The sequence below is a fragment of the Psychrobacillus antarcticus genome (assembly GCF_029533155.1).
In the GTDB taxonomy this organism is placed as follows: domain Bacteria; phylum Bacillota; class Bacilli; order Bacillales_A; family Planococcaceae; genus Psychrobacillus; species Psychrobacillus antarcticus.
Genome location: NZ_JAIZDB010000010.1, coordinates 38,081 through 55,206, shown reverse-complemented (window position 1 = coordinate 55,206; position 17,126 = coordinate 38,081). Strand labels below are relative to the sequence as shown.

The 17,126-nt window shown below is 35.7% G+C and carries 16 protein-coding genes; 13 read left to right on the top strand and 3 right to left on the bottom strand.

All coding sequences use genetic code 11. The features are described 5' to 3' along the window. Window positions 1–22: 22 nt before the first annotated feature. Together LDK52_RS07330 and LDK52_RS07325 are read right to left on the bottom strand one after the other, a co-directional pair. Window positions 23–940 carry a DMT family transporter gene (locus LDK52_RS07330; protein WP_277585296.1) on the bottom strand — a complete coding sequence of 306 codons (918 nt, stop codon included), beginning with the start codon at window positions 938–940 and terminating at the stop codon, window positions 23–25. 180 nt (window positions 941–1,120) lie between these two features. Next, the gene (locus LDK52_RS07325; protein WP_277585295.1) at window positions 1,121–1,744 is read right to left on the bottom strand and encodes a YesL family protein; all 624 of its coding nucleotides are present in this window, start codon (window positions 1,742–1,744) and stop codon (window positions 1,121–1,123) included. Window positions 1,745–2,141: 397 nt separating this feature from the next. Here LDK52_RS07325 and LDK52_RS07320 point away from each other — a divergent pair, with 397 nt between their 5' ends. The 4 genes from LDK52_RS07320 to LDK52_RS07305 all read left to right on the top strand — a co-directional run bounded on the left by LDK52_RS07320 (window position 2,142) and on the right by LDK52_RS07305 (window position 6,164). After that, window positions 2,142–3,401, top strand: a complete 1,260-nt coding sequence (locus LDK52_RS07320) for a sugar ABC transporter substrate-binding protein (protein WP_277585294.1) — start codon at window positions 2,142–2,144, stop codon at window positions 3,399–3,401. 70 nt (window positions 3,402–3,471) lie between these two features. Continuing rightward, on the top strand, window positions 3,472–4,407 hold the full coding sequence (locus tag LDK52_RS07315) for a carbohydrate ABC transporter permease (RefSeq protein ID WP_277585330.1): 936 nt from the start codon (window positions 3,472–3,474) through the stop codon (window positions 4,405–4,407). A 27-nt stretch (window positions 4,408–4,434) separates the two neighbouring features. Continuing rightward, window positions 4,435–5,238 carry a carbohydrate ABC transporter permease gene (locus LDK52_RS07310; RefSeq protein ID WP_277585293.1) on the top strand — a complete coding sequence of 268 codons (804 nt, stop codon included), beginning with the start codon at window positions 4,435–4,437 and terminating at the stop codon, window positions 5,236–5,238. Between the two features lie 29 nt (window positions 5,239–5,267). Continuing rightward, complete coding sequence (locus LDK52_RS07305) at window positions 5,268–6,164, top strand: Gfo/Idh/MocA family protein (RefSeq protein ID WP_320415350.1); 897 nt, start codon at window positions 5,268–5,270, stop codon at window positions 6,162–6,164. A 53-nt stretch (window positions 6,165–6,217) separates the two neighbouring features. Here LDK52_RS07305 and LDK52_RS07300 read toward each other — a convergent pair whose 3' ends face one another. Next, entirely contained in the window at window positions 6,218–7,567 is a 1,350-nt protein-coding gene (locus LDK52_RS07300; RefSeq protein WP_277585292.1) for a GTP cyclohydrolase IIa, read from the bottom strand. A gap of 212 nt (window positions 7,568–7,779) precedes the next feature. On the opposite strand from LDK52_RS07300, the gene LDK52_RS07295 reads away from it, so the two are divergent. The 9 genes from LDK52_RS07295 to LDK52_RS07255 are packed head-to-tail and all read left to right on the top strand — an operon-like array spanning window position 7,780 to window position 17,078. Beyond that, window positions 7,780–8,796: an NAD-dependent epimerase/dehydratase family protein gene (locus LDK52_RS07295; RefSeq protein WP_277585291.1), complete on the top strand. Its 1,017-nt coding sequence runs from the start codon at window positions 7,780–7,782 to the stop codon at window positions 8,794–8,796. Next, on the top strand, window positions 8,796–9,851 hold the full coding sequence (locus LDK52_RS07290; protein WP_277585290.1) for a dihydrodipicolinate synthase family protein: 1,056 nt from the start codon (window positions 8,796–8,798) through the stop codon (window positions 9,849–9,851). Before LDK52_RS07295 ends, LDK52_RS07290 begins: the two co-directional genes overlap by 1 nt. A gap of 12 nt (window positions 9,852–9,863) precedes the next feature. After that, on the top strand, window positions 9,864–10,865 hold the full coding sequence (locus LDK52_RS07285) for a zinc-dependent alcohol dehydrogenase (RefSeq protein ID WP_277585289.1): 1,002 nt from the start codon (window positions 9,864–9,866) through the stop codon (window positions 10,863–10,865). Between the two features lie 19 nt (window positions 10,866–10,884). Next, window positions 10,885–11,937, top strand: a complete 1,053-nt coding sequence (locus LDK52_RS07280; protein WP_277585288.1) for a Gfo/Idh/MocA family protein — start codon at window positions 10,885–10,887, stop codon at window positions 11,935–11,937. Then, on the top strand, window positions 11,938–13,500 hold the full coding sequence (locus tag LDK52_RS07275; protein ID WP_277585287.1) for an FAD-dependent oxidoreductase: 1,563 nt from the start codon (window positions 11,938–11,940) through the stop codon (window positions 13,498–13,500). 28 nt (window positions 13,501–13,528) lie between these two features. Next, window positions 13,529–14,509, top strand: coding sequence for an acetylxylan esterase (locus tag LDK52_RS07270; protein WP_277585286.1), 981 nt, complete (start codon window positions 13,529–13,531; stop codon window positions 14,507–14,509). Between the two features lie 13 nt (window positions 14,510–14,522). After that, a complete protein-coding gene (locus LDK52_RS07265) occupies window positions 14,523–15,386 on the top strand; it encodes a sugar phosphate isomerase/epimerase family protein (protein WP_277585285.1) in 864 nt (287 codons plus the stop codon). Further along, complete coding sequence (locus LDK52_RS07260; protein ID WP_277585284.1) at window positions 15,373–16,098, top strand: hypothetical protein; 726 nt, start codon at window positions 15,373–15,375, stop codon at window positions 16,096–16,098. The genes LDK52_RS07265 and LDK52_RS07260 overlap by 14 nt, the downstream gene beginning before the upstream one ends. Then, window positions 16,095–17,078, top strand: coding sequence for a Gfo/Idh/MocA family protein (locus tag LDK52_RS07255; RefSeq protein ID WP_277585283.1), 984 nt, complete (start codon window positions 16,095–16,097; stop codon window positions 17,076–17,078). Before LDK52_RS07260 ends, LDK52_RS07255 begins: the two co-directional genes overlap by 4 nt. Window positions 17,079–17,126: the final 48 nt, after the last annotated feature.

The window sequence follows — 17,126 nt, the reverse complement described above, 5'->3', positions numbered from 1 at the left end:
CTTCAATTAGAGTATGTCTATCTTATCTATAAGTCGTGACGGGAGCTTGTTGTGAGAGCTTTAGTCGATGTTTCTTGCCATACATATTGACAAAAATGACACTAGTTATAGCTACGAATCCTCCGACAATCGAAAGGGGAGATGGAAGCTCTTGCAACCAAATCCATGTCACAACAATTGCAACGACTGGTTCTAAATATAATGTATTCGAAACGGAACTAGCTTCACTATAGGACAAAGCCATAGCCCAAGTTAAATATGCCACTGCAGTTGGGAATATTCCTATATAAACAGCAGATAAATTAGCCTCTAAAGTTGCATGCTGAATTCCTTCTAAAAGTCCAGGTGCAAAGAACAAAAAAGGAATCGTACCTGCCCAAGTGAAGTAAGCTGTCAACTCTATGGCACTATACTTTTTAAATAGAGGCTTCTGGCAAACAAAAAAGATGGCGGTTGAAAAGGCTGCAATAAGAACTAAAAGTACACCAGGTGAAATATCCAAAGAACCCCCGCCTGTCCCTAAAGCAATTAATAGAATGCCGACAAATCCAAATGCCAATCCAAACCAACCAATTCTTCCTAGGCGTTCCTTCAATACAATAATTGCAATAATCGTCGTGAAAATAGGAGCAGAACCAATCAGCATACCAGCCGTTCCAGCTGATATCGATAGTTGTCCAAAGGTTACACAAAGATGGTATATATTAATCCCAATAAAACCAAGAATGACTATCTTTAATATATCTTCCTTTTGGGGTAACTTAAACTTAACTCCTGGCCAAAGTGCGATAACAAGAAATATAATAGAGGCAATCAGAAACCGAACTAATATTAAATGTCCTGCCGAATAGCCCCCTTGTAAACTAGCGCTAATTGCCGCAAAAGAAGAACCCCAAATAGTAACTGTAAATAACGCAAGTATTAATGCTTTTGTATTCAATTTCTTCCACCAAACTTCCTAATCATTGTAGTTAAAAGTAAACAATTAATCTTACAATAAATTTTAGGTTCTTTCAAGTTGATGTAAAGTTAAATAAATTGATCTTAAAAAAACACCCATGTACAGCTATTATTTAGAGAGCAATAGCTGTACATGGGTGCATTTTTTGTTTGGATTAATTTATGTAATGGACTTCAGTGAGTGTATTTTTTTCTTGTTAATTTTATTAAAGGCTTTAAAACTTAGAATGGTAGAGATATATGCAAAAACACTACCGGAAAACAATGGAATAGCCCCAGGGAATATGGTCATTACAAAATAGATTACTAATGCTGAAGCTGCAATTGCAATTAATTCAATAGGTGAAGTGATTGCGATTAAGAAGGACTGTTTAATGTATTGGAAGAAACGTAACTTAAAGTGTGAATAAACAGGAAACAAAAATATTAATGTGACTATAAAAGATATTAATATGAATAGTAAAATTGGTATTAGAAATTGAAAGTTATTGCTTTGTTCTACAAACTTAAAGTCGAAATAAAGTAAATAAATAGTTATCAGAATAAATATACCAAAGCCGTTAGCTTTAAGGAAATCTTGTTTGAAATATTTCCAAAATGCAGGGAATATTTTGAAATCCTTTTCCCCAATAATTAACTTTCTTGTGATAGCAAACATTGCAGTAGTAGCTGGAAAGAGTCCAAAAACACCTAATCCGACAATGCTAAAAACGATCCATAAAATATTTATGTATGCCAAGTTTATTATTCTATACGCAATCGTATTAAAGTTCTCCCAATTCATTGGACCACCACCTTCTTGAACTCTACTATATGTAACAACGGACCAAAAGACAATATAAAAAAATTAAAAAAGTAATAAGGACTATTTTATGAAATGAGCTATTAAAGACACTTAAGAGACTTGTCTCTTTATAAAAAATAATATATGCTTTAAAAAAGTTTACCAACAATTTAGTAATTTCTGTATATTAAGTTAAATGTAAAGTGAATTTTAATTGATGAACTCGTTGACATAAGAGCGCCGTACCCGAAATGTTTTCGGCTCATTATTCATCATATGATTAATTGCAAGTGTAATAGTATGTCTATTACAAATTGAAGGGAGGCCTAAATAATATAGTAATAGTGTAACGGGCATTGGGGATATTGTATTAACTAATTTGAGAGGGGTCAAAGAGATGAAAAAATTTAGTTTAGTTCTATTACTATTGTTATTGGGTACTTTAATAGCTGCTTGTAGCGATGAAGGAGCAGAGGGAGACAAACCAAAAGGGGATACTAGCGAAGAGGGTATATCCGGAGAAATTACAGTATGGGCTCATCCATTTACAGGTGATCAGGAAACAGAAGGTGTTATGTGGGATGAAATAATTGCTGCTTATGAAGAAGAAACTGGAGTAAAGGTTAACTTTGAACAGATTCCTTGGGCAAATAGAGATCAAAAGGTTCTAACTGCTCTTGCTGCTAATAATGGACCAGACGTATTTTATGCTATTCCAGACCAGATGCCACAATATGCAGAAGCTGGAATGCTATTAGAATTAGACCCATATTTGGAAGATAACGAAATGGATGATTTTGTGGATTCGGCTTTAGTTTCAACTACTTGGAAAGATAAAGTATACGGACTTCCGATTCTTCAAGAAGCATATACTTACTTATATAATGTGGATATTGTGAAAGCAATCGGTGAGGATCCAGCTAACTTACCTACAACTTGGGACGAGTTTGAAGCATGGGCGATAAAAGCAAAAGAAAAAGGTTACTATGCAACAAGTTTCCAAGGTGGAGGATCTATGAATGGAACACTATATCCATTCTTATGGCAAGCTGGTGGGGATGTTTTGACAGAGGACGGTGAAGTATTGATCAATAACGAAGCTGGAGTAGAAGCATTTGCATTTATTAACAAAATGTACCAAGAAGAATGGACTCCAAAAGATTCCATTACAGCTATGGAACATAATGCATTATGGGATGGTGGAAAAATGCTTTCCGTACAAGGCTCAGGTATTTCTGTTAGCCGTATGTTAGATCTAGATACGTTTGAATTTGTTATTGCTCCACCTTTGAAAAACAAAGAGCAGGTTACTTATGGAACTACTGGAATGTTTGTAGCTCCGATTAATACAGATAATCCAGAAGCAGCGGCTGAATTTATTAAAATAATGACGAATTCAGAAAACCAACGCAAATTTAATACGGTTACACAGTATATTCCAACTAGAGAATCTGCAAAAGATATTTTTGGGGATCAAGAGTATATGGCGCAGCTTGCATCGTATACAGAATTTGCGCTACCAGGAGTTATTCATCCGGAAGGTCGTACAATTATGCCTTTAATCCAAGCGGAGTTGCAGACAATGATGGAAGGTAAGAAAACTCCTAAAGAAGCAGCAGATGCTGCGGCAGAGGCTATTAAAGCCAAAGTAAATTAATAACAGTTAATGGAGAGTTTGATCTAAGAGAGATCAAGCTCTCTCTTATTAACTTACATAGGAAAGGGTGATTACACTGAGTAATACACTGACTTCTAAAAAAGAAAAGTTACCACTTTTCGTAAGGTTGAAGAAAGAGTGGAAGAAAAATTCGATTGTTTATATTGTTTTAATCCCTATTTTAATTCACTTTGTAATTTTTCAAGTATATCCATTTTTATTGAGCTTCTATCTTACATTTATGGATTGGAAAGTAATTGGGGATGCAGAATTTGTAGGTTTAAAGCATTGGAAGTATTTATTTAGCGATACCCTGGCATGGAAGGCTATATGGAATACGGTCAAATTTTCTATCTATTATATAGTGCCAACGATGGCATTGGGCCTAATATTGGCACTGATTATAAACTCAGGTGTAAGAGGTGCTAAATTTTTTAAAGGGATATTTTTCCTTCCAGTTGTTACTTCATTTGTAATCATTGCAGGTATTTGGGGTTGGCTGTTTAGAGGAACAGAAGAAGGCATGATTAACTACATTATTGGATTTGTTGGTATTGAACCACAATTGTTTCTCTCTGATTCAAGTCAAGCTCTTGCTGTATTAGCAGGTTTAAGTGTATTTAAAGTAGCTGGTAGTACGATGATATATTACTTTGCTGGCTTACAGTCCATTGATCGGCAATTATATGAGGCCGCGAGAATTGATGGGGCATCACCATTTAAGATTTTTTGGAATGTCACTTTTCCATTATTAAAACCAATTCATTTTTATGTAGCAATTACTACTACGATTGGTTCCTTCCAGATTTTCGATTCTGCGTATTTGTTAACTGGTGGAGGACCTAATTATGCTACAACAACCATTGTGTATTACCTATACACTCAAGGATTTACAAGTCTTAACTTAAGCTATGCAGCAGTGTTGTCATATGTTTTATTCTTTATTATTTTAATAATTTCACTGATACAGAGAAGATATCTCGGTAAGGAATCAAATCATTATTGATTTTCTGGGAAAGGAGGATGAAAAATAGTGAAAAAAGTAATATCATATACAGCTTTATTTGTTTTAGGTTTTTGTTTTTTAATGCCTTTTATCATTATGATTTTAGGTTCTTTAAAAGAAGTTGAATATGCTCAATTAGATCCGCTATTTTGGATACCTGATGATCCTACATTAAAAAACTATAAATATATCTTGAATGATGGATTGTTCTTACGCTGGATATGGAACTCTGTTGTTATTACGGTAATCCCTGTATTTAGTCAAATGTTATTCTGTGCGATATTGGGTTATATCTTTGCTAAGAAGCAGTTTATAGGGAGAGAGTTTATATTTTGGGTATTCATGGGAGTTATTATGATCCCCCAACAACTATTAATCATCCCTAAGTACATTATGTTTTCCGATTTTGGTTGGATTAATACTTACTGGGCGCTAATTGTGCCCGAAATATGGGGGATTATGGGAGTATTTCTAGTAAGACAATTTTTACAAGGTATACCAAACGATCTAGAGGAAGCAGCCTATATAGACGGGGCTAATGATCTTCAAGTATTCGTTAAAATAATTTTACCGTTATCCGTACCTGTTGTTGCAACAGTCGGCACATTTTCGTTTATTTCTAACTGGAATGATCTATTCCAACCATTGATATATTTGACTCAAGAAACAATGTTCCCTGTGACACTAGGGTTGGCATCCATCTTAGGAAAAGAAGGTAACTTCGGAATTGAAATGGCTGGATCGGCAGTATCCTTTATACCGACATTTCTTATTTTCATGTTCTTCCAACGGTTCTTCACCGAAGGAATTCAAATGTCAGGCTTGAAGTAAATCCAAGCTAATAAAGGAGAGGAGTTACGATCATACAACTATCCATTGGTATTATCGGTTTAGATACTTCCCATGTCGTTGTTTTCACGAAGCTCTTAAATGATTCGAATAATCCTTATTATATTAAGGGTGGGAAAGTTGTTATTGCTTTTCGCGGTGGATCAGACGATTTTGAACTTAGTAAAACTAGAGCGGAAAAATTCACAAATGAATTAAGGGACAATTACGCTATTGAAATTGTTTTATCAATTAAAGATGTAGTAAAAAATAGTGATGCAATCCTACTGGAGTCAGTAGATGGCGCAGTTCATTATAGGCAGTTAAAAGAAATAATCGCATGGAAAAAACCGATTTTTGTTGATAAACCTTTTAGTTTAAATACGAAAGAGGCGAAAAAAATGGTAGAACTGGCTACGGATCACGGTACGCCTTTAATGAGTTCATCGGCACTCCGATTTTCAGAAAGCTTAACTCGTATACTGCAAAACTCAGAAAAAGGAGAAGTAATTGGAGCTGATTGTTTTGGACCGATGGAATTAAACCAAGCAGGTTACTTTTGGTATGGAATTCATACAGTGGAAATGCTATTTGTAATTTTAGGTCAAGGAGCAAAATCGGTAAAAACAGTTAAGACAGCTGACCATGACGTACTTACAGCTGTGTGGAATGATGGGCGGATAGGAACAGTAAGAGGGAATCGAAAGGGAAATAACCAGTTTGGTGCAGTGATTCATTTTGAAAAAGGCAGTGAATATGTGAATGTAGACTTGGATATAAAACCTTATTATGCAAGTTTGCTGGAGCAAATAATGAAGTTTTTCGCAGATGGAAAGACTAGAGTTCCTTTAGAAGAAACGATAGAAATTATTCGCTTTATAGAAGCGGCTACTGAAAGTAGTTGCAGTGGGAAAGAGGTAATTATTTAACGTTAAAAAGAAGGGGTAAGGAACACCCCAACATTGGAAGAAAGGTATTATCGTTATTCTTCATCAATAAAACTTAACCGATAAATGCGGCGAGGTCTTCCTTTGTGAGTTACTTTTTCTTCTCCGACAATATCGACTAATTCAGCATCAGTCCATTTCAACAGAATACGGTTTGCGCTTCGTATTGTGACATTAAGTGTGGAAGCTAACTCTTGAGCGGTATATTCAATTTTTTTATGCCTGGAGACACGAGCCATTAATTTTGTCATATAGGAGGCGGACATTCCAGCTTTTTCTGCTTTGTCTAGTAATTGTGGATCAGTAATCGCCAAATTATATCGTTCATATTGTTTGTAGGTGGTTATGTCTACTGGGCCCAAAACACTTTGGTCTTCTCGTACTATGTAACAGACATTTCCGCCTAAATCGAGTGATTGTCGAAGAGCTAATCTTGCGTGGTTTCCAGATTCAGCAGCTGTTCGGCCGAAACCTACGCCGAGACTTATCGTTACACCAAGCTCATTTTTCACGTCTTGTAAAAGGGGAATAAATTTGTAACCTCTTGTTTCACGCTCAAAAATACCACGAGTGGTGATAAAAGAATATTCATCGCCGCCTAGGTTGATGAGATGTCCATCTAGCATTTTAATATACTCTAGTAGCATTTGTTGCAACTTCAATTTTAATAATTGCACATCATGCTCGGAGGAATATTTCGCTGTGACATTTTTAAAGTTATCGATATTGATTAATCCAAATACAATTTGAGATTCTTTGTTTCTTCTAGTGTCTGTTGCTAGTAAAGCTCTTTCAAAAGATACGATCATATCTTGCTGTGTGGGTGTTACCCATTGATATGGAATTTTAAGATTGTCTAGTTGCATAGCTACATCTTTTATTCCTGTAAGTGCAATTGAATTATTAGTTCTGTAGTTATTAATGTGGAAGTTAACAATCCCATTAATTTCTAAACTAGTAGTATTGCTTTTGTGCACATATAAATCATAGTTTTCTTCTTCAAGTTCCAATAAAATTTGTTCAATATATTTTTTGTCAAAAGTATCAATAGATAAACTAGTTAAATGATTAGCAATTTTTATAAGAAATAACGATCTGTAAAGTCCGGTGCCCATAAGGGGCATATGATGTACCGGAATCTTGAAGTCGAAGAGTTGTTTAGCGATATTATAAGCATGAAATTCTGTAAACATTAAAACTTCTACATCATTTAATAATTCTTTCGTAATGTCATAAATTTGACTGTCCTGTTCAACAATTCGAAAAACAGGATTGAAGTTAGGGAAGGCCATTAAAGTTTCTTTTGTTTTAGTCACTAAATCTTTTGGTCCAATAATTCCTATTTTTATATCAGAAGTATCATTGAATGCATGTTTACTTATCATATGCTATTCCTCCTATTTTACAAACAGTTTTTAACTAAACGTGTCTCTAAATGTAATATTTAATCTATCTTAAGTTCTACATGTTAAATTGTCAAAAAGTATTATAAATACTAATGTTGAAGAAGTTATTGAAATTTGATTATTTAAAGACAACTTAAAGACTTAACCTTTAATAAATAAATAATAATAGATAAATTATCAGGAGTGATTAAATGAAGACGTTAACAGAATTAGAGGATTTTATGACGAAGCCAACTAGAGAACTAATTGAGGATATTAAATTACTAGATGGAGATATATTGATATTAGGAGTGGGTGGAAAAATGGGACCTACTTTAGCGAAAATGACAAAACGTGCAATTACGGAAGCTGGTATACAAAAAAAAGTAATTGGTGCATCTCGATTTTCGTCAGGAGACTTAAGGAAAGAACTTGAGGATTATGGAATTGAGACAATTGCGGTAGATTTACTTATTGATGAAGAGTTGCAATCACTCCCTGATGTAAAAAATGTTATTTTTATGGCAGGAAATAAGTTTGGTACTACAGGCAACGAACATTTTACGTGGGCAATGAACGCTTATTTACCAGGAAGAGTAGCTGATAAGTATAAAAATTCGAGAATCGTTGCATTCTCGTCTGGGAATATATACCCTTTAACAAATGTAGTTAATGGAAATTGTTCAGAGGAAGTATCACCAAATCCAATTGGTGAATACGCTCAATCTTGCTTAGGTCGTGAACGTGTATTATCTAGTTTTTCTCATAAAAACAATACTCCGATGCTCCTGTTTCGCTTAAATTACGCAATTGACTTAAGGTATGGGGTTTTATTGGAAATTGCTAAAAGTGTTTTAGAAGGTAAAGCGGTGGATCTAACAACAGGAAGTGTGAACGTTATTTGGCAAGGTGACGCAAATGAATATGCAGTTCGCTCTTTATTGCACTGTGACACTCCACCAAAGTTATTGAATATTACAGGTCCTGAAACACTATCTGTTCGTTGGTTAGCGGAGGAATTTGGGAAGCGCTTTAACGTTTCTCCTGTATTTGTAAATGAAGAACAGAATACCGCATTGCTGAATAATGCATCTAAAGCACATAAATTATTTGGCTATCCAAAAGTATCGCTTCAGCAAATGCTTGATATGACAGCTGATTGGTTAATAAATAAAGGAGAAACTTACAATAAGCCAACTCACTTCCAAGAGAGAAAAGGGGCGTTCTAATGTTGAAGCAAGAAGTAAAGAAAAGCTTGCTAAAAGGCGCGATGATTCCTGCCCATCCACTAGCTCTTACTGTGGATAGACAATTAGATGAAGCTAGTCAGAGAGCACTAACCCGATACTATATAGAAGCTGGAGTTGGAGGGGTTGCAGTTGGTGTCCATACAACTCAGTTTGAAATAAGAGACCCTCAATTTAATTTGTACGAAAAAGTATTAACTCTTGCGATGGAAGAAATAACCAAAGCAAAGGTCTCTGATTCCTTCATAAAAATTGGAGGTATTAGTGGACCAACAGAACAGGCGATAGAAGAAGCAACCTTTTTAAAAAGAATTGATTATGACCTTGGCTTACTAAGTATGGGTGGATTACAAGATGTCTCAGAGGACGAGTTAATCGCTCGCACTAAAAAGGTATCGGAAATTATTCCTGTAATCGGATTTTATTTGCAGCCAGCAGTTGGGGGAAAGGTTCTTTCATATGATTTTTGGAAAGAGATAGCAAATATATCGAATGTTCATGCTATAAAAATTGCACCCTTTAATAGATATCAAACGATAGATGTTATTCGTGCGGTATGTAACTCGGATCGAAATGAAGAAATAGCTATTTATACAGGCAATGATGACAATATAGTAAATGATCTATTAACAACTTATAAATTTAGAGTTGGAGATAAAAAAATAACGAAACAAATTGTTGGAGGACTACTTGGTCATTGGTCGGTTTGGACAAAAACAGCCGTAGAGATATTTGGAAAGATTTCTACATATAAATCAGCGGAGCAAATTCCTAGTGAATTGTTAACATTAGGCCAAGAAATAACAGATGCAAATGCTGCCTTTTTTGATCCAAACAATCAATTCAAAGGAAGTATTGCTGGGATTAATGAGGTTTTAAAGAGACAAGGACTACTTCAAGGGAATTGGTGTTTATTGGATAAAGAAAAACTAAGTCCAAACCAATTCGAAGAGATTGATCGGGTGTATGCAGAGTATCCACACTTAAATGACGATGCTTTTGTAAAAGATAATCTGAAAAAATGGTTCTCCAACTAAGGAGTGTGTCAAATGAAATCAATTATTGCAAGTAATGGTGCAGTTCAAATATTAGATAGAGAATATCCAACAATCAAACCTTCATTTTTATTGATAAAAACCCTATTTTCGGCGGTCTCTCCGGGAACAGAGATTGAACTTATCGGAGTAAGTGAAGGTAAGGAAATCTCTTTAGGATATAGTGCAGTGGGAGTCGTGGAAGAATGTGGAGAAGGTGTCTTAGACTATCAGATTGGAGATATAGTAGCTTGCTACGGGGCACCATTCGTAGGGCATGCGGAGTACCTTCTAGTGCCGACAACATTATGCGCTAAAGTACCTGAGGATATGGAGCCGAAACAAGCTGCTTTAGCTGGTATAGGAGCAATTGCAATTCACTCATTAAGAGTGGCTAAACTTGAATTTGGAGAAACTGTGGTTGTGGTCGGCTTAGGATTACTAGGACAAATGATTGCTAAAATAGCTAATGCAGCTGCTTTCAATGTTATTGCACTAGACATTTCAGAAGAGCGAGTAAGTATACTTCAGCATGACGGAATAAGCTCTTTTTCTTCGATGAGTAATATGGAAAATGAACTAATGAAAGCAACACATAATAAAGGTGCAGATGCAGTTTTATTATGTGCAGGTGGCAAGCGTTCACCCCTAACTCATGAAAGCTTAAAGTGGATTAGGAACCAAGGGAAAGTAGTAATTGTTGGGGATATAGAGCCAGATTTCCCTCGTGAACTTATGTTTGCTAAAGAAGCTCAAATCCTAATTTCTCGAGCTGGTGGGCCAGGGCGGTATGATAAGCAATATGAGTTACAAGCTATGGACTATCCATATGGGTATGTACGCTGGACGGAAGGTAGAAACGTGGCTGAGTATCTTCGCTTAGTTAATACAAAGCGGATAGACGTTCAACCATTTTTAACGGAAATAGTTGATCTTAATAGTGCCCCGGGAGCTTATAAGGATTTAATAGATAAAAAATCACAGGTATTAACGTCCATTATTGCTTATAACAGTTAGAAAAAGGAGGAAAGATACTATGTTAAAGGTTGGAGTAATCGGTGGTGGCTCTATATCAGAGTTTCATATTAATCCTTATATCGGGAACGAGAAAGCACAGCTGGTTGCACTATGTGATAGCAATGAACAACGTCTAGCTAATTCAGGTGAAAAATACGGAGTTACAAATCTTTATAACAACTATATTGAACTACTACAAAATAGTGAGATAGATGCCGTAAGTATTTGTACTTGGAATAATACACATGCAGAAATGGCGATTGCAGCCTTGGAAGCAGGTAAGCATGTGCTTGTGGAAAAACCACTTAGTTTAACAGTTGAAGAGGCATTGGCTGTGGAAGCCGCTGTAAAAAGAACCGGGAAGATATTACAGGTTGGATTTGTTAGAAGACATGGAAGTAATACAAAAATTCTTAAACAATTTATCGATCAGGGTGAGCTTGGAGAAATATATTATGCAAAAGCATCTTGTATAAGAAGATTGGGGAATCCTGGGGGTTGGTTCAGTGATAGCTCAAAATCTGGAGGGGGACCACTTTTAGATTTAGGTGTGCATATGATTGATATTTGTTGGTATTTGATGGGGAAACCGCGTCCGGTCTCGGTAAGTGGGAATGTATACGCTAAGTTAGGGAACAGAAGCAATATAGAAAATCTGTCATTTTACAAGGCTGCAGACTATGATTCTAGCTTAAATGATGTAGAGGATTTAGCGAACGCGCTTATTCGATTTGAAAATGGTGCATCTTTATATGTCGATGTTAGCTTTACGCTGCATGCAAAGGAAGATGAACTCTATGTTAAGTTGTTTGGAGAAAAAGGTGGAGCAGAAATAGAACCAGAGATAGCAATAGTAACGGAGAAAAATAATACTATATTAAACATTACTCCTCAAATCGATAATTTAAGTTTTGACTTTGTTGGTGCATTTACAAATGAAATAAATCATTTCGTAGAATGCTGTTTAGAGGGAAAAGAGACGTTGGCTCCAGTTGAAGATGGCGTTCAAATAATGAAAATGTTAAGTGCGGTATATGAATCATCTAACACTGGGAAAGAAATATATTTATAAATGAACAATACAATAGATTTGGTAATAGTCGGAGGAGGACTAGGTGGCTGTGCAGCAGCTGTAGCGGCATGTGCCAAAGGATTACGGGTAATCTTAATAGAGGAGACAGATTGGATCGGCGGGCAGTCTACTTCACAAGGAGTGCCTCCTGATGAACACCCATGGATTGAAGAATTCGGATCTACTAAAAGATATCGAACATATCGAGAAAAAATAAGAGATTTTTATACGAAAATGATGGATCCGAAAGAGAAAAATGATAAATTTAATCCTGGAAATGGTTTAGTGAGTAATTTGTGTCACGATCCACGAGTCAGTTTGCAAGTATTAAATGAAATGCTTTTACCCTATGTATTAAGAAACTTACTAACCATTGAGTTAAATTCTGTAGTGAGGTCCGTGAATAGAGCAGGCAGACGGCTATATGATGTTTCAGTTGAGAGCATTACAACAGGGAAAGAAGATACGTTTACTGCCTTATATTTTATAGATGCGACAGAATCAGGTGATTTACTTCCATTAGCGAATCTTCCATACATTACGGGAGCAGAAGGAAAGAGTGATTGGCATGAACCTAATGCTTTAGAAGAAGCAGATCCTATTGATATCCAAGCTTTTACTTATGTACTCGCGATGGAAAATCGAGAAGGAGAAAATCACGTTATCGAGAAGCCGGAAATGTATACATTTTGGAAAGATTTCCATCCAAATATATGGCCAGAAAAATATTTGAGTTTCTTTGCTCCTCATCCAATAACGAAAGAAAAGAGACGGTATACGTTGTTCAGAGAAGAAAATGGATTTCCATTATGGGAGTATCGTCGTATCTATGATGAAAATCAGTTTTGTTCTCTTGATGCCTCAAAAGATGTTAGTTTAATGAATTGGCCACAAAGTGATTACTTTTTAGGCAATATTTATGATGTATCAATAGAAGAAAAAGAAAAAAATATATATCAAGCAAAACAATTAAGTCTATCGCTCTTATATTGGTTACAAACGGAAGCTCCAAGACCTGATGGAGGCAAAGGATATCCTGGGTTAAAGCTATGTAAGGAAATATTTGGGACCGAAGATGGACTGGCAAAAGCTCCTTATATAAGAGAATCTAGACGTATAAAAGCTGAATATACGATTGTCGAACAAGATGTTTCTCCTCTATATAATGATGGAAAGACAGGGAAGCTATATGAGGATCGAATTGGCATAGGCTCATATAGTATTGATCTACATCCTAGTATGTCTGGACGCACATATCTCGATATTCAAGCTTTGCCGTATCATATTCCACTAGGAGCAATTATTCCGAAGGATGCAGATAATATATTGGCAGGTTGTAAAAATATTGGAACTACACATATAACGAATGGCTGTTATCGTTTGCACCCAACTGAATGGAATATAGGAGAAGCATGTGGAGCATTAGTGGCATTTTGTTTAGAAAATGACGTAATACCAAAAGAGGTTCGCGAAAACAAACAATTGTTAGTGGATTTCCAAGATCAACTTAGAAATGATGGTTTTGAGTTGGAGTGGCCCGAATCATTTTATCAAAAAATCTAGATAAATAAAAGGTAGTGTGGGATAAATTATGGGAAGACAGGTTGGAGATTTACCAATAGAAGCACTGAGAGAATACAAGCCAAAGCTTACTAATAAGCCCACTGATTTTAAACAATTTTGGGAGAATCAAAAGAATGGTTTAATATCAATTCTTCCAAATGTAGATCTGGTATGGAGAAATTATCCTGTACCAACAGTAGAGGTTGCAGACATTATATTTGAAAGTTGGGATAGCACTCCTTTAACAGGGCTCTTGATAAAGCCAAAGTCTGTAGATAAGTGTCCTGTTATTATAAACTTCCATGGTTATACAGGAAGTCATGGAATGCCGATTGACTTCTTGAAATGGACTTCTTTGGGTGTAGCTGTATATTCCTTTGACGTTCGTGGTCAAGGTGGGTCTCCTGATTTTGCGAAATATATAAGTGGCGGTAGATTTCCTGGATGGATGCTAAATGGGATTCAGGAACCAACAAATTATTACTATACAAATGTATATAAAGATCTTCTCATGCTACAGAGATGGATAAGATCTGCCGATGCCCCAGTAACTATGACTAAGTTAGGATTAATAGGTTCTTCACAGGGAGGTGGGTTAGCTCTTAGTTTAGCGGGACTCGTTGGAAATATTGATCTTGTGATTGCCGACTATCCATTTAACGCACATTTTGAGCGCGCATTAGAAGTTGCGAATTTAGGGCCGTACATGGAGATTGTAAACTACTTTAAGCTATCTGACCCTCAATATAAAACATACGATCACGTAATGCGTACTTTAGGTTATGTAGATTCCGTTCATTTTTGTGATGAAATTACTTGTCCAACACTAATGACAATAGGGCTTGAGGACGCAGTAACACCTCCTTCCACGGTCTTCGCTGCGTACAATCATTTGTCATCAACCGAAAAAAGGATCGAAGTATATCCGCAATTCACACATGAGAGTAATCCATTTCACGAAGAAAATAAATTATCATTTATCATGAAACATTTGGTAAATGCTATCTAAAGGTGGGATTATGATGAAGGTAAGTGTAAGTATGTACAGTTTAGCTACAACTGTACAGAAGGAAAATTGGTCTGTGCTTGATTTTATTGATTATGCAAAGAGAATTTCTTTAGATGGTGTAGAGTTACTAGACTTTTACTGGGAAAATCCTGGCGATATGGAGCAGGAGATTGAATCAGTAAAAAAAGCTTTAAAGAAAAACAATTTAAAGGTATCTGCTTATGATGTTTCCAATAATTTTGTAAAGGATTCTAAAGAAGAACAGGATAAAGAGGTACTCAAGGTTTTAGATGGTATTCAGGTTGCCAAAAAGCTAGGTACTAATATAGTCCGTGTGTTTTGTGGTGATCTGCATAAGAATTTATCTTTTGAAAATGGTGCTGAGTTAATAGTGAATGCCTTAAGAAGATGTGCTGAAGTAGCAGAAAAAGAAAAAGTCTATCTTGCTCTAGAAAACCATGGATTATTAGCGGGAAAAAGCACACAGGTAAATAATATAATCCGAGAAGTTAATAGTCCTTACGTCAAATCGACCTTTGATACGGGAAATTTTTTGCTTGTTCATGAGCCACCTGAGGAGGCATTTGAACAGATGAAGAGTGATATAGTCCATGTCCACTTTAAAGATTTCCGTGAAAAAGAAGAAAATGAGCAATTGAAGGGTTTTCATTCAACAGAAGGAATCGAACTAATCGGAGTGATTCCGGGAGATGGTAAAGTAAATCTTGAATATATTGTAAATGGATTAAAAGAAATTCAATACACTGGGTGGCTATCGATAGAGTATGAGGGGGTAGAAGATGCAAGGTTAGCAAATGAAGAAGCAGTTAATCGTTTAAGGAAGTTGCTAAGAATAGGGGGCGATGATCATCGCTAATATTATTTTACGTGATATAGAAAAAACAGAAAATTCCTTCACTGTAGAAAATGTAATTATTTTAAAATCACTAGATGAAATTGAAGACAATGGTAAAGAAGATACAAATTATTTAGTTGCTACGGATCAATATGTAAAAGCTTTAGCAAGAAAAAAAGAAAATATCTATTTACCATACAGCCTATTAATGGAGAAATACAGGAATGAGCAAATTTTCGTCTATTTCGAATTGGAAGCCCTTTCATTTTTCCAGAGTTTCGCACAGATTGTAAAGAATGATGCTAATCCTAAAGGAGTTTTCCGGTTCAGGCGTACTATTAATAGAGAAAATCTTCAGCCACTAATTGCTGGAGATTTATATGTATTTTCGTCATTATTTGGTGTCCCAAAAGATATCCATATAAAGAAGACTGATTCATCCAAAGCTCCCAGACATATCATTATCATGATCAATTTTGGGGGTGGAACAATGGCCCATATCGAATATACTGTCGGAGATCAAGAAAAAATTGAGGTTGAATGGAGTGGCATTAAAAATATTATTGAGTTTGATAGTGATCAAATGAAACCAGTAATTCCAAACGATAAGACGTTACTCCCATTAACTTATTCGGTAGATGCTATCCTATCTTCCGCTAAAGTAATAGATGACAAAATGATAATGCAAATAGACGACTTCCAAAAACTTTTAGATGGAGGTGCGCAAAAATGAAAATTGGAATAATGAGTTTTGCGCATATGCATGCTTATAGCTATGCGGACAGCTTAGAGAAAATCCCAAATGTAGAGATAGCAGCAATTTTTGACGAAGATATTAACAGAGGTAAAGAAGTATCTAAAAAATATAATGTTCCCCATTATTCTAGTCAGGCTGATTTTTTGAACGTTAGTATGGATGCAGTAATTATTTGTAGTGAAAATATTCGCCACAAAGAAATGGTACTAAATGCTGCTAAAGCAAAGAAACATGTTTTGTGTGAAAAGCCTATCGCAACTAATATTAAAGATGCAAAAGAGATGATTGAAGCATGCAAAGAGCATAATGTTACACTGCAAATTGCATATCCTGTACGATTTAGCTCTCCTATTCAAGAGCTTAAAAGAATGATTGATAAAGGTGAGTTAGGAGAAATACTAGCCTTTCGAACAACAAATCGTGGTCAAAATCCAGGAGGATGGTTTATTGATGTAGACCAGTCAGGTGGGGGGGCAGTATTAGATCATACAGTGCATATGGTAGATATAATGCGCTGGTACTTAAACGAGGAAGTTGTGGAAGTTAAATCCTATGTCGATTCATACTTCCACAATATCGACATCGATGACGTTGGCTTACTCACTTTAGAATTTGCAAATGGTGTAATTGCTTCTCATGATGCAAGCTGGTCTCGCTTTGCGGAATATCCAACTTGGGGAGATGTAACAATTGAAGTAATTGGTACAAAAAAGACGGTGAAGGTAGATGCTTTCAAAGAACATTTTAGGGTTTTTTCTAACGGAAAGAAATCACTAGAACATCATTTCTTTGGTAATAATATGGACTTCGGTTTGGTTTTGGATTTTGTGAATTGCATAAGAGAAGGAAAAGAACCTTCGATAACGGGATTCGATGGACTAAAGTCATTAGAAGTCGCATTAGCTGCATACGATTCGAGTGAGTTAAAAGAGGCAGTAATATTAAAGGATGTATAAAGGACTGCAAGTTGTTTTGAGGTAATAAAAGCAATTTTTCCCCTTATT